Genomic DNA, 17,933 nt, shown 5'->3' on the forward strand with positions numbered 1-17,933 from the left:
CCCGTTTCTTTTCTACGCTTCTCCCAGCAGTCTGTCCAGGATAATGGCCGCAGCCGCCCGGACCGACAAATGATTGTACTCCGACTTGCCCCGGATGGGCTCAAGGATCACGTCCGCCATGTCCATGACGGCGTCCGTCAGGCCCCAGCCGGTTCCGAAGAGAATGAGATAGGGCCTTTCGTCATTCCTGATGGCTTTCGCCAGCGCCTCATAACTCGTGGATCCCGTGAAGGTCCGGGCCGAGGTCGTCACGATCACGGGGGCCGCCCCGTTTTCCGTCGTGATCCGGTGAATGAGCTTCTCGATGCTGCCGGTAACCCTGGTGATCCCGAAGGCTTCCCCCCGGTTTTTGTTGTAGTTGCCGCCGGCGCCCTCCCGCCAATAGGAGATGATCCGCTCCGTCAGGACTTTTTGCGCATCGGCGGGAATGATCAGATGGTATTCCCTGACGCCGTAAGTCCGGCATGTCCGCGAGATGTCGTGGATGTCGAAGTTGGTAACCGAAGTGCAGACTTCCTCGTGCTTTCGGTTGTAGACCGGATAATGGACGAGGGCCACATAAAGATTATTTCGCATCGCTTTCGTCCTCCGTCCGCTTGCTTTCCGCGTCAGCTTTTTCCCGCTCTTCCCTCAGGATTTCCTCATAGAGTTTTTTTTCGAGCTCGGAAAATGTCCGCCGCAAAATGAGGTCGGGCCTCTTTTTCCGGGTTCGCCGCAGGCTCTCTTTCAGACGCCACCACTCGATATTCTTGTGGTGGCCGGAAATCAACACTTCCGGAACGACCTGGCCCTCATATTCGCAGGGCCTGGTATACTGCGGAAAATCCAGGAGCCCGTCATAAAAAGAGTCCCGCTCATAGGATTCTTTCTTGATGACGCCGTCCACCAGCCTTGTCACGGCGTCCATAATAACCATGGCCGGAAGTTCCCCTCCGGTCAGGACGTAATCGCCTATGGAAATCTCCAGGGGCCGGGTCCGCTCGAGAACCCTCTCGTCGATGCCCTCATAATGACCCGCGATAATGGTGATTTCCTCTTCTTTCGCCAGTTCTCCCGCCAGTTTCTGCGTGAACGTCACGCCCTGGGGGCTCGTATAAATCAATTTTCCCGACAAGGTCGCCAGCGCCCGCAAGAGGGGCTCCGGCTTCATGACCATGCCGCCCCCTCCGCCAAAGGGGACGTCGTCGGCCTGTCTGTGCTTGTCCCAGGCAAAATCCCGGATGTTGATCACCCGGATATCGATGAGCTTTTGCTCCATGGCCCGACCGATGATGCTTTCGCGCCGGAATTCCTCAAAAAGGCCCGGGAAAAGCGTCAATACATTAAATCTCATGTTCTTTCCGCTGCCGTTTCTTCCGGTTTTTTTCTTCGATCATGCCCTCAAGGATCGTCACGCGCAGCGTGTTCTTCTCCCTGTCCACCTTCCGGATGAAGTGGTCGATGGCGGGTACCATGATCTCGTGGTTTTCGTCTTCGATCACGAGGATCGTATACGTGGGCGCGGCGAAAAAATCCGCCACCACCCCTAATTTTTCGTCGGTTTCGTCGTCTATGGCCTCCATATGGAGGTAGTTGTCCGGCCGTTCTTCCTCTGTTCCGGGCGCCAGTTCCTTCCGAACTTTGATGATGCCGTTCCGGAGAGAATCCGCCCCGTCACGGGTCGAGATGTTCTCAAAGTCCATGATCCATTTGTCCGGCGCTGTCTGTTTCAAAAACCGTACCGTCAGGACGATTTCGTCGCTTTTGTATTTTTTCACGACGACCTTCTCTCCGATCAGGAAGGAAATGTCGTCCAATGTGCTGATGACTTTGACGGTACCCCGCAAATTGTGACTGGCCCATATCTTTCCAACTTCTATCAAGTCCATGATCTCAGTCGATGAATTCCACGTTGATGTTGAGCTTGTCTTTGATCCCTGCCGCCTGCATCACTCCCCTGATGGTATTGGCGGTCAGGCCGTTCTTCCCGATGATTTTTCCCATTTCCCCCCTGGCGACGTTTACGCGAAATGTGACATTGTCATCGACAGCGTCGTATTCGATCTTGACCTGATCTTTTTTCTCGACGAGCTCTTTGATAATGTAGGCGAGCAAATCTTCCAGTCTTTCCATCGATCCTCCTTCATAGTAGTTTTCCTGTTGTCCCTTCCATTATAAAGGTTTTCAGGAAAATGTTCAAGGGAAAATTCAAAAAACAGAGCCGCCTTTTCACGCGCGCCGATTTTATGGGAGCGTCTTTGTTTGTTGATTTTAATTCATAGTTGAAATTAGTATAGTTTTGTTCTATAATAGAACGTTTGTCACATTTCCCGTTCCGGCGAAAGATTTTCGCGTCTCCCCTTGACTTTTTCCCCTTTTCATTGTAATATCGTAGAAATCCATAAAAAAACATCAAGATAACCGGAGTGTGAAATTATATGAGAAAAGTATTGATTTCTGTGCTTGCAACGCTGGCTTTGGCGGCTACCATCGTATCTGCCGGAGAATGGAAACCCAAGGAAAACGTGACGGTTGTCGTGGCCTATAAGGCCGGAACCGGAACAGACAGTACCGCCCGTGTACTGACTTCCCACGCGGAAAAATATGTGGGAAAGACCCTCGTGATCGACAATCTCGAGGGGGGCGCGGGCTCCATCGGCTGGACGCGGATCGCCAAATCCAAACCCGACGGCTATACGATCGGATTTCTCAACCTGCCCAATTTCAATTCTTCCATCACGGAAAAATTAGGCGCTTACACGATCGACAGCTTCATCCCCATCTGCAACCACGTGACGGAAACCTCAGTCGTTTTGGTCGACGCCAAGTCCAAATTCAACACGATCCAGGAACTGATCGAATTCGCCAAAGCGAATCCCGGCAAACTGAAGGCCTCCACAAACGGAAAGAAGGCCTCCAACCATATCGGCGCGCAAATGCTGGCCGTGACTGCGGGCTTCAAGTATGTGGACATCCCCTACGGCGGCACCGCCGACCAGTTGCTGGCCCTCCGGCAGCAGGAAGTGGAGTTTTCCGTGGCCAAAGTGGCCGACTTCGCGGCCTTCAAGTCCGAAGTCAAGGTCCTTGGCGTCTTTGACGCGAAGCGGCTCCCCGAATACCCGGACGCCCCCACCATCGGCGAATTGGGCTATTACGACAAATGGCTCGGTTCCTCCCGCTGTATCGTGGCTCCCGCGGGAACGCCCAAGGAAATCATTGATTTTTACGCGGAAGCCTTCCGGAAGACCATGGAGGATCCCGACTACTTGAAAGCGGCCAAAGCCGCCGGCATTGAGACAAACTACCTCAACCCCGAGCAGACCGGCGAGATCATCAAACAACAGCAGGCCTTCGCGGAAAGTCTCGAAGATATCTGGAAGTAAGCGTTCCTGCCCTTCCAAAGTAAACAGGAGGCATTGCTTATGAAAAAAACGGATATCGGCGTCGTCGCCTTCATGTACGCCGTCTGCGCGCTGTTTTTCGCGCTGACGCTGGGCCTGAAGAAAGAGGCGCAGACCTACCCGCTCTTTATTCTTTTGATGCTTTTTTTGCTGACGACCGGCTATGTGGTCAAAATGTTGATAGACGCAAAGAAAAAAGGCGTCTCCTCAGGCCTGGCCGAAGTCTTTGAGGGATTTTTGCCCGGGCAGTTCATCCCGCTTCTCGTGATGATCGTCCTCTATCTGATCCTCATTTATGTCGTCGGCTTTTATATCGCCACCGTGGCCTTTGTCACCGTGAGTCTGATCTTTCTGAAAATCAAACGCTGGCAGATCCTCTTAACCAACGCCGCGCTGATCTGTCTCATTTATTGTTCGTTTACCCTGTTTTTGGGCGTACATCTGCCCGCGGGGATGCTTTTCGGGTAAAGGAGGTCAACCCATGCTGAATACCTTATCTCTGATGGGAGCGGGCTTCATCAACGCTTTGACCCCCATAAACCTTTTGGCCATGGCGGCGGGCACCGCCATCGGCATCGTGATCGGCTGTCTGCCGGGTCTCTCCGCCGCCATGGGCGTGGCGCTTCTGCTGCCGCTCACGTTCAGTATGAAGCCCGCCACGGGTCTCATCGTACTTGGGGCCATCTATTGCGGCGCGATTTTCGGCGGGTCCATTTCCGCCATCCTGATCCACACGCCGGGGACGCCGGCTTCGGCCGCAACGGCCATCGAAGGCTATCAGATGACGCTCAAGGGCAAAGCGGGCAAGGCTCTTGCCACTTCCTGCATTTCCTCCTTTTTCGGAGGGCTGCTCTCCTGCATCAGCCTGTATTTCTTCGCGCCGCCTCTGGCGCAGTTGGCCATGAAATTCAAATCCCCGGAATATTTCTGGTTGTCGCTCTTCGGGCTCACGATTATCGCCGGGGTATCCACAAAATCCATGCTGAAAGGACTGATGTCGGGAGCTCTGGGGCTCCTTCTCTCGACGATCGGCATGGACCCTCTCGAAGGGGTGCAGCGCTTCATGTTCGGCCAGTCGTCCCTCTATGAGGGCATCAACACCACCTGCGCCCTGATCGGGCTCTTCTCCATGTCTCAGGCGCTGATCCTGGCCGAAAAGGCCATCAAGGAGCGCGCCAAAGCGACGGAATTCAGCGACAAGATCACGCTGTCCAAGTCCGAGATGAAGCGGATCACGCCGACCATCATCCGCTCGTGGATCATCGGCAACCTGATCGGAATCCTGCCCGGCGCAGGCGCTTCCATCGCCTGCTTCATGGGCTACAACAACGCCCGGCAGTTCTCCAAGCACAAGGAGGAGTTCGGCAAGGGCTCCATCGAAGGCGTGGCGGGTTCCGAAGCCGCCAATAACGCCGTAACGGGAGGATCGCTCATTCCCATGCTGACGCTGGGGATCCCCGGCGAATCGGTGACGGCTGTCCTCATGGGGGGCCTCATCATCCAGGGTCTGCAACCGGGACCCGAGCTTTTTACGCGGCACGCGGCCATGACCTATACGTTTTTCGCGGGCTTTGTGCTCGTGCAGTTCTTTATGCTGGGTATCGGCATGCTGGGCTGCCGGGGCTTCGCCAAGATTTCCCGGCTCTCCGACGCGATTCTGATCCCCAGCGTTTCGGTACTCTGCGTTGTGGGGGCTTACGCGATCCACAAGAACTTTATCGACGTTGTGATCATGATGATCTTCGGCGTATTGGGCTATTTCATCCGAAAATTTGACCTCAACCCCGCCGCCATTGTGCTGGCGCTGATCCTGGGGCCCATCGGAGAAAAGGGCCTGCGGCGTTCGCTGCTCCTTTCGGGCGGCAATCCCGGGATATTGTTCTCGACGCCCCTTTGCTGGATTTTGATTATTTTATGCGTCTTGGGGATCTTCTCCCCGCTCTTTATGAACAAAGTGGAAAAGACGTCCATTGAAAAAGCCGGCGGCGATATCCCCGACGAAACCGGGGACGATCCGGTCCGGACAGCGGATTAAGGCGCGGGGCGGAATTTCAATCGGATCCGCACGATTTCCGGCCGGTTTCCGATCCGCACGGGCGGGCCCCAGGTCCCGACCCCGTTTGTCACGTAAAAATGCGTATTTCCGATTTTTTTATAGCCCCAGGCGACTTCATAAAGGGCTTTCACGATATGATTGACGGGCCAGAACTGCCCGTAGTGGGTATGGCCGGAAAATTGGACGTCAACGCCCGCCGCGGCCGTCTCCCCCAGCTCATAGGGCTGATGGTCCAGGACGATGACCGGGAGGTTCTCCGTGACCCCCGCCATAAGCTCCGCGATCCCTTTTCGTGAAAACCCCCGCCTCGGGGCCGAACGATCTTCCCGTCCGATCACGTAAAAAGCGTCGGCGATTTTTGTGATGTCGTCGCGCAGCATATTTACCTTGTGCGCGCGAAGATAGTCGACGGTCTTTTGCACGCCCCCGAAAAACTCATGATTTCCCGTGCAGGCATAGACGCCGTAAAGGGCCTTGATCCGTTTGAATTCCTCCCCCATGTCCTCCCGGATCACAGGCTCGGCGCCGCGGTCCGCCACGTCGCCGGGAATAAGCACCACATCGGGATGCAATTCGTTGATCTTATCGACGATCTTTCCGAGACGCGCCCGCCCGATGAGGATCCCCAGATGCAGGTCCGACAGCAGGACAATATCCAGTTTCGTAAGCCCGCCGGCCGCCTTGTCCACGGTAAATTCCAGCTCCCGGATACGCGGAATACGGGAATTGATGTGCCCGCCGAGGACCGCTATCCCCACAATTCCCGAAACCATCAGCGCCGTCAGGTGTTTTGCCCGGAGCGGGTTCCGGCTTAGGGCCGCGGGGAAAAAGGGGCGGATGTGGTTCGCGAGGCGCAAGGAGTCAATAAAAAGCGCCGCCAGAAAAAAATAGATCAGCGCCACGATCCAGAACGAGCCGACCCAGGCGAGAACCGTCCCGGTGAAGGGCGGAAATCGCGTTTCCACATAGCGGCCCAGGAAAAAAGAGAGGGCGGCAATCCAGTACAAAACAACGTAGAGGGCCCGTAACAACGGGCCCCCCGGAAGGACTTGCCACCCCCGGATAAAGACATAAATATTCATCAAGAGCAATATGACCACTGGCAGAATAAACAAAGAGGCAAACCTCCTTAGAACCGTTTCAAAATCCCCTCAATGGCCGCTCTGGCTTCCGCCGGCAGCGCGTCTCTGCCCCCCTTGAAGGTTTCGAGAGAATTGAGATAGTCGACCCGGCTCTGGAACTGACCTTTCAAAACCTTCAGATAGTCGGCGCTGGAAAAATCGGGAACGAAACCCTCGATATCCATGGTCTCGATCTCGGTTATGGGACCCAGGGCCTTGAATGCCGCCGTTTCATCGACAATTTTTTCGATGATGTCTATGGTCGTTTCCTTGGGGATCTTCTTTTCGAGGAAATGTCCCGTATTGAGGATATAGCAGGCGACTCCCCTTACCTCAAAGAGATACTTGAATTTCTTGTAGTCCTCGCCTAAAGGATACGTCCGGAAAGGATTGGCGTAGGGCTCGAAGACCAGCGCGTTGGGATCGACCCCCTCGGCCAGCTTTTCGGCTGTCGTCCGTTTCGTCGCGAGACAGGCCCCCATGACCGAGGCCAGCGTCGGATCCGTCAGTTTTACCACCGGCGGCAGCGAAGGGTCTTTCATGAGCCATACGATGGAATTAATCGGTTCTTCCATTTTGTCGACGCGGTTGGCGGCCCAGAGTTTGGACTTGATGGCCCGGCCGTTGCCGTTTCTTATATCCTCGGTCACAATGACTTTCTTGCCTTCCATATCCTGCGTCACGCCCACATTCTGCACCGTAATCAAAAACTTGTTGTCGGGAGAGGTCAGCGGATAATCTTGGGTCTTGTCGAAATACGTGGGTTCCATGGCCACGGTGGAGCCGTTTTCGGAGGAAATGATATAGGCGTCGTCATGAAGCACGGTCACATCGTATTTACCGCCGTGTTTGGCGTGGGTCAGCGTGGATTTTCCGGAGCCAGACAGCCCGAATACGCCCAATACGTGGGCTTTTTTGTCTTTGCGCACGATGCGCTTCAGGCCGCCGTGACAGGAGGCGTAGCCGTTGCGGTTGGCGATGCTCCAGGCCAGCGTCAGCGTTCCTTTCTTGTGTTCGCCGAAATAGCGCATGCCCAAAAGACAAGCGCAGTTGTGTTCGGGATCGAAGTAGGCCAGGCCGTTGGGGAATTTCGGATGCACGTAATCGGGTACGGACACGATGTAGATGTCCGGCTCGTCGCCTATGGGTTTGGATTTCCCGTACATCTCGTCGTAGAAGGGCGTGATGTACTGGAAATTCAGCAGCCAGTTGTAGAGCGTGTTTTCAAAATTTTCCGGAACCAGCAGATTCGCCCGCAGGATAAAATCGGGATCAAGGCCGATATAGGCCTGGGTGTGGTACATTTTTTTAAATCTGGTCAAATAGACGGCCTCTCTCAAGACTTTGCAGATTTCCCCCTCGTCGACGCCCTTTTCGCCCAAAATTACTCGTGCTCCCGCGAAACGACCGACAGTCTCCCCGTCGTTGAACAAAAGGATTTTGGCGTCGGCGGGAAGTCCGATGGATTCCGGCTTATAGACCGGCATATCCGTCTCAATGGTCCCTACCGCAGCCTTTGCCATCTCGTATGCCTTTCCGATGTCGTTCATTTTCACCACGTTGTTTCCGTAAAACGCGGTCTCAATTGTGGTACGGGACATGGAAAACGCCCGTTTTCCCTGAGTTACATCCGCTCTTTGAAACTTCGCAATTGTTGACATATAACGCCTCCTCATAGAAATTTATTTTTTATTCCTCTCGTTCCCCATCCGCTTGATGAACCGCTCCGGCGCAGGCAATTCCAGCTCCAGATTGTATCGGGGAATTTTCAGATAACAGGAAAACAAATACAGCGTCTCCCCCTTTTCCTTTTCTCCGTATTTTCCGTCTCCCACGACAGGGTTCCCCCTTGCCGCCAGTTGCACCCGCAATTGATGGGTCCGTCCGCTTTCGAGCTCTCCCGCCAGGAGCGTCAGGCCCTTTCTTTTGCGTAAGACCCGAAAATGGCTGACGGCTTCCCTGGCGCCGGGTTCCGCTCCGGGCAGGACCACGACCCGCTCCTCTTCTTTTCTGAGCCAGTTCCTGAGCGTAAAATGCCGCTCGGCGATCTCCCCGTGGACCAGGATGTAATAGCGCTTCGTGATGTCCCGTCGGCGAATATCCTGAGAGAGGGCCCTTGTGACCGTAAGCTTTTTCGAGCCCAGGACGAGGCCCGAGGTGCTTTTGTCGATGCGGTTGACAAAATTGAACTCGGGATTTTCCGTATAGCTCTTGATCAGCTCGGAAAGGCCTACTTCATGACCGCTACCCTTGTGCATCACGACTCCCGGCGCTTTATTGTAGACGAGGATGTCGTCATTTTCAAAGACGATCCCGCTTTGGATTTCGGCCCAGCTCATGACCCCGCGCGGAAGTTCTTTCTCCGCCGGCGGTTTTTTTTCACTTCCTTCGGCCTTGTTTCCGATCGCGCCTGTAAAATCGGCGCTGACCTGATCCCCTCTGCGCAGATGATAGTTTTCTTTGGCCTTTTTTCCGTTCACCCGGGCAAGACCCTTCCGGATCCCTCTAAAAATGGCGTCCAGAGGCGTATCCGGAAAATGGTTGCGCAAAAACCGGTCAAAGCGCGCGTTTTCATACTTTTCGTCGATCGTGAATTCCATTCTATTCCCCGCGATAAATCTTGACGCTCTGGACGATCCCCAGCATCATAAAGGAAAAAAGCAGAGAACTTCCGCCATAGCTCATAAAGAGCAAAGGCAGGCCCGTAACAGGCATGACGCCCATGATCATGCCGATATTGACCGCCACGTGGAAAAAGAAAATCGAGGCGATGCCATAGCAGACGAGTTTGCCGTAGGGATCTTCCGTCGTATCCGCGACTTGCAGGATCTGAAAAATCAGGATCAGGTAGAGCGCCAGGAGAATGAGTCCGCCCACGAGACCCCGTTCTTCAAGGAAAACGGAACCGATAAAGTCCGTATGGGATTCGGGCAAAAAACGGAGTTTGCTCTGGGTGTTGTTCATGAAGCCCTTGCCGTAGACGCCGCCGGAACCGATGGCGATCATGGACTGGATCACGTTCCAGCCGCTGTCGCTGATGTTGCTTTCGGGATTCAAAAATGTCAGGATCCGCTCCCGCTGGTAGTCCTTGAGGACGAAAAGATAGACGAGCGGGACGGAAACCACGGCCCCCGCCACCATCAGGGCGATCATTTTCCAGTCGATGCCGTGGATAAAGACGAGGACGACGTAGATCACAATGAGCACCAGGGAAGTCCCCAGATCCGGCTGCCGGAGGATCAAAAGAAAGACCGGCAGGATATGCAGGCCCGCCAGGAAAAGGCTCTTGACGCCGTCAAAGCGTTCCCGGTAATTCCTCACGAGAAATTCCGAAAACGTCAGGATGATAAAAAGCTTCGCGAATTCCGAAGGCTGCACCGTAAAAGGTCCCAAGGCGACCCAGCGGTAGGCGCCTTTGCGGGAAATCCCGATGACGTAGACCGACATCAGCAAAAGCAGGTTAAAGCCGTAGATGACCTTATAGTATTTTCCGTATTTTTTATAATCGATCAGCGTAAAGAGAATGTAGGCCCCGACGGAAATCCCCAGCCACAGGGCCTCCCGCCGGAAAAAAAGCGAAGTCCTCGTGATGGTGGCGCTGTAAATGGTCGCGAGGCTGATGACGCAAATAAAGAGCGCGTTCAACAACAACAGATGGTTCATTTTTTTGACCCGTTTAAAGATGTTTTTGCTGTTTCGCAGCACAGGCCCTCCCTCCTATCGCGTGCCCGTATGGCCGAATCCGCCGTCTCCGCGGGCCGTGGCGTCCAGGGTTTCGACTTCCGTCCAGCGGATTTGCGCCACTTTGTTCAGGACAAGCTGGCCGATCCGCTCCCCGGGTTGGATCACAAAGTCTTCGGCGCCCAGGTTCGCGACGATGATCCGCACCTCGCCGCGGTAATCGCTGTCTATGGTGCCGGGCGTATTGAGGAGCGTAATCCCGTGTTTGAGCGCCAAACCCGAACGGGGCCGCACCTGGACCTCGTAGCCTTCGGGTACCGCAATTCTGAGCCCTGTGGGAATCAGGGCCCTTTCCAGAGATTTGAGCGTCACCGGGGCCGTGAGATGCGCCCGCACGTCCATGCCGGCGGCCCCTTCCGTTTCATAGCGGGGCAGCTCCGCCCCCTGTTCCCGCGTGATTTCAACTTTGATTTTTTCTTCTTTCATCGGATATCCCCCAAAACCGTCGTGGAATAATACGCTTCGTCAAACATGTATTCGGCCGTGGCCATGACGTCTTTTCGCGTAATGGCCCGGATTTCCGCCATGACTTCCGCGATGGGGACGACCCGCCCCATGAGCATCCAGGAATTGGCCATGCGCTCCATGCGGTTTTTCGTGTTTTCCAGGCCGAAGATCAGCCCGCTCATAATCTGATTTTTGCTTTTGGCGAGTTCCGCCGCCGTGACGCCTTTTTCCCTCATGGCCTTGAACTCATCGAGGACGATGCGGGCGACTTTTTTCCAATCCTTCTTCGTCGTCCCCGCGTAGACCGTAAACAGCCCCCCCTGGGGAAACCAGCTGCCGTAGGCGTAAATGGCGTAAGCGAGCCCCAGATCCTCCCGCACTTTCTGAAAAAGCCGGGAACTCATGCCGCCGCCCATGGTGTTGCCGATGACGGCCGAAACATACCATTTGTCGTCGATGATCGAAAGGTCCCGGGTGTTGACGCACAGGTGAATCTGGTTCGTCTTTTTCTTTATTATATTCTCTTTTTTCAAAACTGTAAATCCTTCGCTCACATTTCTTTTTGGCGAAGGGTTTTTGTACTTGCCGAGCTGCCGCTCCAGGCAGTCCTGGATTTCCGCGAATTCGATCTTCCCGGCAACCGATACCAGCATGTTTTCAGGCGTATAGGTCTCTTTATGGTATTTCCGGAAGGCCTCCTCCGTAATGCCTTTGAGGCTCGCCTCGGTCCCGATCACGGAGTTGCCGTAGACTCCGGCCAGCGCGAAGCGCGCGTTTTCATCGTGTATGGTCTCCTCGGGGATGTCCTCGTACATATGGATTTCCTCGATAATGACGTTTCTTTCCTTTTCGAGCTCTTCGGGCGGGAAAATGGAGCGGGTCAGAATATCGGAGAGAATGTCGATTCCGGTTTTGATCGTCTCCGGCAGCATCTTCACATAATATACAGTTTTGGTCTTGCTTGTGTAGGCGTTGATCATGCCCCCTTCCCGGTCGATGGCCTCCGAAATTTCCTTTGCCGTCCGCTTTTTCGTGCCTTTGAACATCATATGCTCAAGATAGTGGGAAACGCCGCTTTCTTCGGGTTTTTCATAGACGGCGCCCGTCCGGACGAAGACGCCGAGGCAGACGCTTTCAACGCCCGGGATTCTTTCCATCAGAAGGGTAATGCCGTTTTGGAGTTTTGTCACTTTGAGATTTTTCATCAATATTCCGCCCTTTTCATAAAATAGACGCCGACCAGCAAAAACAGGATATTGGGGATCCAGCCGGCCACAAAGGCGTCAATCATGCCGTTTTTGCTGTAAGATTCGAATATCCCCTGCACAACGTAATAGCCGTAGCCGAAGCAAAGACAGAGCGCGATGCTGATGGCCGACGTGCTCCTGACATAGCGGCTCCCGAGGGCAAGGCCCAGAAATACGCAGATGAAGCTGCTGAAGGGGAAGGAATAGCGTTTCCCCAGCTCGACCATGATCTGCCGCGTATCGCTTCCGGTGGTCTTGGCGGCCTGCACGGCCTTTTTCAGCTGCGCGATGGAAAGCGTCTTCGGATTGACGTCTTCGGTAATGAACAGATCCGGCTTTTCCGTATATTTTTCATCCCGGAAGATCCCGGCGGGTTCCTCCGCCCGGGCTTCTTCCCCGCGGTAAATTTTGGCTTCCTCCAGTTCCCAGACGCCGTCCCGGAAATTGTAACTCCCCCGGGGCGCCAGGATAATGCGCTCCCGTTTGTTGAAGTCCTTATTCAAGTCAATAATGACAATATTTTCCCCTTCGCCGGTGATCCGGTTGATCTTCCCCATATAATAGATATGGCCGCCCTTTTCGCCCCGCACAAAGGCCCGCTCTTTTGTGGTGACGACCTTTTGGAGCCCGTCTCGGTCGCCGGAGCTCCGCAGGCGGTAATTTTCCCGAATCGCCCCCGGGTAGACCCTGTCATTGATCACGAAAACCCCGACGGAGATCAGGAAGGCGATCAAAATCGGAAAGAGGACGATCCGCCGGAAGCTGACGCCCGAGGTCTTGAGGGAGATCATCTCAAGGTTGGCGGCCATAGTGCTGATCGTCAAAAGAGAACCAAGCAAAACCGCGATGGGCGTCACGTCGATTACGATCTTGGGCAGCATGGACACGATGTAGGTAAGGGCTTCCGCCGCCGTAAAGCGCCCTTCGCTCACATAGCGCATGATCTTGAAAAGCTGGCTGATGATGAAGATCCCGATAAAGGCGACGAGGCTTATGGCGAAGGAGCGGATGAAATTTTTGCTCAAGTATTTGTCAATGATTTTCACGGCCTCACCTGCTCTTCCTGCGATACATCCCCGCGGTCAGGCCCAGCAGGATAACGTTGGGGAGCCACACGCCCAAAAATGGCGGGATTTTCCCTTTGTTCGCCAAAACCATGCCCATGTTGAGGATCGCGATATAGACAAACATGATCACAAGGCTGAAGGAAAAGCTGGTCCCGCGCCAGTTGCGATGATGCCCCACGGAAAGGAGTACGCCCAGAAGCCCCAGCATCAGCGTTGACAGCGGAAGCGCGATCTTTCTGTGGATTTCCACCCGGTAGGGGAGTTTTGCCGCCCCCTTCAATTGCCGCATCTCTTCGAGAATCATGCGAATGTTCATGGCCTCGATGTCTTTGATCTTGATGGCCATGGAGCCGAAATACGCGGTCAGCGGAACGCTTTTGTCCCGGAATTCCCCCCGGAGTTTCTCTCTGCCGTCGTCGTCATAGGTGTAAAATTTTGAAGACGTGATGATCATGGAGGATTCCTTCCAGTAGGCTTCATTACCGATCAAAACCGTCGGGTATTTGTTTTTCTTTTCATTTTGGAACACGAGCACCCCTTTGGCGGTCCCCGTGGTCTTGTCCATTCTGTCTATGTAAAGGTTGTATTTTTCCACTTCGTCGATAAAGGTTTTGTCCTGCAGGTTGAACACAGGATTTTCGTAGGCCATTTTGGCCGTCAGGTACTGGAGTTTTTTGAACGAGCGGGGCACAAGGCTTTCCTGGAGGAAGAAAATAAAGAGGGTCACGACGACCGAGAGCAAAAGTACGGGCTTGAGGATGGTCCTGAGGTCGACGCCCCCGGCGTACATGGCCGTCACTTCGCTTGTCCGCGTGAATTTTGAAAAAGTCATCATGATCCCCAGAAAAAGCCCCATGGGAATCGTCTGGGCCAGGATCGGCGGCAGGTAGAAGGACAGCATCCGCAGGATGTCCAAAAGCGATATGCCTTTGACGATAATGCTTTCCATCATGGTTACGATAATTTCGATGATAAAAATAAACGTAAAAAGGGAGATCCCGAATAAAATCGGCATCTTCACCTCTTCCAGGATATATCGGTCGATGATTTTCATTCCTTGCTCCCTTTACGGAACAAATCACAGCCTGCTCAGTTTGTCCGCCAATTTTTTGTTCCGGATCTCGTTCAATTTTTCGTTGACGATGGCCGGCAGATATTTTTCGAGGGAAGGGATCGTATCCACAAACATCTGATTCGCCCTGCTGTCTTTCGTGTAAGTCTTGACAACCTCAAAATAGTCGCTCAGGATATTGAGGATCAATAAAAATACGGAAACGACGAAAACGCCTTTGAGGACGCCCGCGATGGCGCCCAGGAGCCGGATGACAAAGCCTTTGTCCCCCTCAAAGATCCGCTTCAGAAACTGGATGATGATCGTAATGCAAAACAGACAGATGAAAAACCCCACGGCGTAAGAGATCACGTCGCCGTTTTTTCCTGTGTCCAGTCCCATTTTTTGCACGAATACCGGCGTCAGTTTCTTGCTCAGGAAAAAGCTTGCCACAAATCCGAAGACCGAAAGGAACTCAATGAAGATTCCGTTCCGGAACCCCAGGATCAGCGCCAATAACAACACGATGACCACGAAAATGTCCAGATACATTTTTCCTCCTCTATGTCAGTTGATTTTCACCCATAATGCTTTTAAATAAAGCGTTTCCGGAATCTGAAGCAGCCAGGGATGATCCGCGGGCTGGTAATTGACCCCGAGAACCGCGAGGGTCTTCCGGTTTTTGGAACCGGCCATTCTTGTCACCTCCAGCAAATCCTGCAAGGTGATATAATAGGCGCAACTCATCACGCCCAGGATCCCGTCTTTTTCCAGAAGCTTCAGGGCCTCTCCGCAAAGGGCCAGAAAGATGTCCCTCCCTCTGGGGACGTCGGTTTTTTTCTTGACGAGGGCAGGCGGATCCAAGGTTATTATATCATACTTTTCGCTTTTTTGCGAAAGGCTTTGCAAAAGGCCCAGGGCGTCCCCCTCAAGGGTCCGGAATTCGCCGGTGAATCCGTTCAGCGCGTAATTTTCCCGGGCAAGCTCCAGCGCGTGAGCGTCCTTGTCGATGGCGACGACCTTGGCCGCGCCGTCGGCCAGCGCCCTCATGGAAAATCCGCCCGAACTCGAAAACACATCGAGAAATTTTGTCTTTTTGCTAATATGGGGGCTGATAAAGGCCCGGGAATCCCGCTGATCGAGGAAAAACCCCGTTTTTTGCCCGTTTACGAGATCAATGGCATAGCGGACGCCCCGGTCTTCCATGAGGATCCGCGGGGGAATCTCCCCGTAGAGCACGCCTTCGCCGCCCCGTTCCCCTTCTTTGATCCGGATCTCAATATCGCTTTTTTCGTAGATTCCAAGGGGTTTGAGCGCTTTTTTGACGGCCCTCAGGATGTCTTCCCGGAAGGCCTCGACGCCATGGTTTCTGAATTGGATCGAGACATAGCGGTCGAAATAATCGATGATCAGTCCGGGGATTCCGTCCCCTTCGGCGTAAAAGGCCCTGACGCAGTTCGTCTTTGACAAAAGCTCCCGTCGCCTTTCAAAGGCGGCGGCGATTTTTTCCGTGAACCAGGCCCCGTCGATTTTCCGCTCATCCAGCGTCAAAACCCGGATGACCGCGGCGCTTTCGGGGCTGTAGTAGCCCTTTGCGATAAAGGCCCCTTCCCGGTCCGTGACCGTGACGATCTCGCCCGGCCCGGGATCCCCCGTGAGCTTTCCGATCTCGTCGGCGTAGATATTCGGATAAAAATTGAGTATCTTTTTTTCCTTGCCCGGCAAAAGAACCGCGATTCCCATGTCATTCACTGATCCATTTGACGGTCTTGTAGGGTTTTCCCCCCTCGTAGTACACCCGGTAGACCCTGCGGCCGATGCCGGTCATGATCTCCCAGCTGCACGCGCTGGGGCTCTTGATGTCGCCGATGAGTTCGTCGGTATAGACCGTCGCCTCTTCTCCGACCCCTACTTTTTGCGCGATCTCGGGAGGGAGCTTCACCATGGTCATGTCCATGGTGATGTTGCCTACTACCGGACATTTGACGCCCTTGATCAGGATGTCGGTCTTGTTGGAGAAATCCCGCCGGAGCCCGTCCTCATAGCCTACGGAGATCGTCGCGAACGTATCTCCGGGCTCCACGTAAGCGGTCCGGGAATAGGAGATATATGTCCGTTCGCTCACGCTTCTCTTGTAGATCACGCGTCCTTTCATGGCGAATACGCTTTTGAAGCCCGTGATCTTTTCATTGCCCAGCATGCCGTACATGCAGATCCCGGGCCTGACGGCGTTGCCCTCGATGACCTTGGAATAGCGGACAATGCCGCCGCTGTTGAAAATGTGGCTGTAGCGGACGTCCTTTCCCCGGGAAAGCTCCCGGAAAAGGGCGATCTGCCTGAGCGTGTGGCTGTGGGCCTCTCTGGTCATGACGTCGGCTGAGCTCAGATGCGAGTAGACGCCGGTGACGTCCAGCCCCGCCTCAACGCAGTAATCCCAGGCCGTCTGAAACTCCCCTGGCACAAAGCCCACCCGGCCCATGCCCGTATCGACCTTGAGCTGGATCTTGGCCGGCAGCTTATTTTCCCGGATGAAACGCAGCTCATCCATGGTATTGACGCTGACATGAAAGCCCCGGGCCACGGCCGCTTTGATCTCATCCTCAAACATGGCCCCGAGGACTAGAATTTCGGCCTTGACCCCGCTTTGGACGAGCTCGAGTCCCTCTTCATAGTTGGCGACCGCGAATACCCGGACGCCGAATTCCGACAATTTCCGGACCATTTCCACCGCGCCCAGTCCGTAGCAGTTGGATTTCACAACGGCTATGATTTCGCGCTTTCCGCATAATCCCCTTATTTTATCAAGATTTGCTTTCAGATGGTCCGCGTCGATTTCAATCCACACCCTCATAGGTTCTCCTTCATATTTAGACGTTACTTTGGACGGCCTTATACGAGAATTTTTTCCTCGGCCTCGTCTTTTTCTTTTTCATCGAATTTTTCCAGGGAATTCTTTCTGCGACCCAAGAGATAAACAATGAGCGGCGCCACGAAAATGGAGCTGTACGCGCCGCAGGTCACGCCGACCAAAAGGGCCACGATAAAGGTTCGCAGAGAATCTCCGCCGAAGATCAAAAGCGCCACGACCGCGAAAAGCGTCGTCAGCGACGTGTTGATGGAGCGGCGCAGACACTGGTCCACGCTGTTTTCGATGATTTGCTCGATGGTCAGGCGGCTCCGTCTGCGGCTCGCGAGATTCTCCCGGATCCGGTCGAAGATAACGATCGTGTCGTTGATGGAATAGCCCACGATGGTCAGGATCGCCGCGATAAAGGGCGTATTGACCTCGTAGCCGAGGATGGACACGAGCCCCAGAGCCAGGATCACGTCATGCAACAGGGCCACAATGGAGCCTATCGAAAAGATAAATTCAAAGCGGAACGTGATATAGAGTACGATCAGGACGGATCCGACCGCAAGGGAGATGAGCGCCGCGTATTTGAGCTCTTCCCCGATACTGGCCCCGACTTTTTCGATCTTGTCAATGCTGTAGTTCCCCTGGGATTTGAGATTTTCCAAAACCGTTTCCTTTTCGTCCTCGCTGATCTCCTGGGAACGCAAAATGATGATCCTGTCTTCGGATATCTGGGTTTTCCGGCTGTTGGAGCTCATCTGGGGAATTTTGTCCCCGAGCTTGTCCAGGGATTCGTTGACGGCGGCCAAAGTCACGGGCTTTTCATAAGTCACCTGGAACAGATTTCCTCCGGAAAAGTCGATCCCGTAGTTGAGCCCCTTGAAAAATACGGCTGCCAACGCCAAAATCACGCAGACCGTGGGAATCAGCAGATAAATTTTCTTGTGTTCGATCAGTTTTAATTTCATG

General features: G+C 54.1%; 19 protein-coding genes. 3 read left to right on the forward strand and 16 right to left on the reverse strand.

Translation table 11 applies throughout. The features are described 5' to 3' along the window. Positions 1 to 12 precede the first annotated feature (12 nt). From LBQ97_01900 to LBQ97_01915, 4 genes are read right to left on the reverse strand one after another with little or no spacing between them, the layout of a single operon-like run. Complete coding sequence (locus LBQ97_01900; GenBank protein ID MDR1831471.1) at positions 13 to 576, reverse strand: RNA methyltransferase; 564 nt, start codon at positions 574 to 576, stop codon at positions 13 to 15. Next, positions 566 to 1,333 (reverse strand): tRNA (guanosine(37)-N1)-methyltransferase TrmD, encoded by a 768-nt coding sequence (gene trmD / locus LBQ97_01905; GenBank protein ID MDR1831472.1) that lies wholly within the window; start codon positions 1,331 to 1,333, stop codon positions 566 to 568. Before trmD ends, LBQ97_01900 begins: the two co-directional genes overlap by 11 nt. After that, the gene (gene rimM / locus LBQ97_01910) at positions 1,323 to 1,868 is read right to left on the reverse strand and encodes a ribosome maturation factor RimM (GenBank protein ID MDR1831473.1); all 546 of its coding nucleotides are present in this window, start codon (positions 1,866 to 1,868) and stop codon (positions 1,323 to 1,325) included. The genes trmD and rimM overlap by 11 nt, the downstream gene beginning before the upstream one ends. A gap of 4 nt (positions 1,869 to 1,872) precedes the next feature. Continuing rightward, the gene (locus LBQ97_01915) at positions 1,873 to 2,112 is read right to left on the reverse strand and encodes a KH domain-containing protein (protein ID MDR1831474.1); all 240 of its coding nucleotides are present in this window, start codon (positions 2,110 to 2,112) and stop codon (positions 1,873 to 1,875) included. Between the two features lie 305 nt (positions 2,113 to 2,417). Between LBQ97_01915 and LBQ97_01920 the strand changes: the two genes are divergently transcribed. Genes LBQ97_01920 through LBQ97_01930 form a run of 3 tightly spaced genes read left to right on the forward strand, consistent with a single transcriptional unit; the run spans position 2,418 to position 5,415 of the window. Next, positions 2,418 to 3,362 (forward strand): tripartite tricarboxylate transporter substrate binding protein, encoded by a 945-nt coding sequence (locus tag LBQ97_01920; protein MDR1831475.1) that lies wholly within the window; start codon positions 2,418 to 2,420, stop codon positions 3,360 to 3,362. Between the two features lie 39 nt (positions 3,363 to 3,401). Next, the gene (locus LBQ97_01925; GenBank protein MDR1831476.1) at positions 3,402 to 3,848 is read left to right on the forward strand and encodes a tripartite tricarboxylate transporter TctB family protein; all 447 of its coding nucleotides are present in this window, start codon (positions 3,402 to 3,404) and stop codon (positions 3,846 to 3,848) included. Positions 3,849 to 3,861: 13 nt separating this feature from the next. Further along, positions 3,862 to 5,415 carry a tripartite tricarboxylate transporter permease gene (locus LBQ97_01930; GenBank protein MDR1831477.1) on the forward strand — a complete coding sequence of 518 codons (1,554 nt, stop codon included), beginning with the start codon at positions 3,862 to 3,864 and terminating at the stop codon, positions 5,413 to 5,415. Here the strand turns inward: LBQ97_01930 and LBQ97_01935 are convergent. From LBQ97_01935 to secF, 12 genes are read right to left on the reverse strand one after another with little or no spacing between them, the layout of a single operon-like run. Further along, entirely contained in the window at positions 5,412 to 6,551 is a 1,140-nt protein-coding gene (locus tag LBQ97_01935) for a metallophosphoesterase (protein ID MDR1831478.1), read from the reverse strand. The two genes, LBQ97_01930 and LBQ97_01935, sit on opposite strands and share 4 nt — an antisense overlap. A 14-nt stretch (positions 6,552 to 6,565) precedes the next feature. Further along, on the reverse strand, positions 6,566 to 8,218 hold the full coding sequence (locus tag LBQ97_01940; protein MDR1831479.1) for a phosphoenolpyruvate carboxykinase (ATP): 1,653 nt from the start codon (positions 8,216 to 8,218) through the stop codon (positions 6,566 to 6,568). A gap of 21 nt (positions 8,219 to 8,239) precedes the next feature. Next, positions 8,240 to 9,157 carry an RluA family pseudouridine synthase gene (locus LBQ97_01945; GenBank protein ID MDR1831480.1) on the reverse strand — a complete coding sequence of 306 codons (918 nt, stop codon included), beginning with the start codon at positions 9,155 to 9,157 and terminating at the stop codon, positions 8,240 to 8,242. A gap of 1 nt (position 9,158) precedes the next feature. Beyond that, complete coding sequence (rodA, locus tag LBQ97_01950; GenBank protein MDR1831481.1) at positions 9,159 to 10,220, reverse strand: rod shape-determining protein RodA; 1,062 nt, start codon at positions 10,218 to 10,220, stop codon at positions 9,159 to 9,161. 54 nt (positions 10,221 to 10,274) lie between these two features. Continuing rightward, a complete protein-coding gene (gene dut / locus LBQ97_01955) occupies positions 10,275 to 10,724 on the reverse strand; it encodes a dUTP diphosphatase (GenBank protein ID MDR1831482.1) in 450 nt (149 codons plus the stop codon). Further along, on the reverse strand, positions 10,721 to 11,950 hold the full coding sequence (locus LBQ97_01960) for an insulinase family protein (protein MDR1831483.1): 1,230 nt from the start codon (positions 11,948 to 11,950) through the stop codon (positions 10,721 to 10,723). Before LBQ97_01960 ends, dut begins: the two co-directional genes overlap by 4 nt. Further along, a complete protein-coding gene (locus LBQ97_01965) occupies positions 11,950 to 13,038 on the reverse strand; it encodes an LptF/LptG family permease (protein ID MDR1831484.1) in 1,089 nt (362 codons plus the stop codon). The genes LBQ97_01960 and LBQ97_01965 overlap by 1 nt, the downstream gene beginning before the upstream one ends. A gap of 4 nt (positions 13,039 to 13,042) precedes the next feature. Continuing rightward, positions 13,043 to 14,113 carry an LptF/LptG family permease gene (locus LBQ97_01970; GenBank protein ID MDR1831485.1) on the reverse strand — a complete coding sequence of 357 codons (1,071 nt, stop codon included), beginning with the start codon at positions 14,111 to 14,113 and terminating at the stop codon, positions 13,043 to 13,045. A 24-nt stretch (positions 14,114 to 14,137) separates the two neighbouring features. Next, positions 14,138 to 14,662, reverse strand: coding sequence for a CvpA family protein (locus LBQ97_01975; protein ID MDR1831486.1), 525 nt, complete (start codon positions 14,660 to 14,662; stop codon positions 14,138 to 14,140). A gap of 15 nt (positions 14,663 to 14,677) precedes the next feature. After that, entirely contained in the window at positions 14,678 to 15,853 is a 1,176-nt protein-coding gene (locus tag LBQ97_01980) for a class I SAM-dependent rRNA methyltransferase (protein MDR1831487.1), read from the reverse strand. 1 nt (position 15,854) lies between these two features. Continuing rightward, complete coding sequence (gene alr, locus LBQ97_01985; GenBank protein MDR1831488.1) at positions 15,855 to 16,961, reverse strand: alanine racemase; 1,107 nt, start codon at positions 16,959 to 16,961, stop codon at positions 15,855 to 15,857. Between the two features lie 38 nt (positions 16,962 to 16,999). After that, on the reverse strand, positions 17,000 to 17,932 hold the full coding sequence (gene secF, locus LBQ97_01990) for a protein translocase subunit SecF (GenBank protein ID MDR1831489.1): 933 nt from the start codon (positions 17,930 to 17,932) through the stop codon (positions 17,000 to 17,002). Position 17,933: the final 1 nt, after the last annotated feature.

Source organism: Fusobacteriaceae bacterium, from assembly GCA_031272775.1.
Classification (GTDB): domain Bacteria; phylum Fusobacteriota; class Fusobacteriia; order Fusobacteriales; family Fusobacteriaceae; genus JAISST01.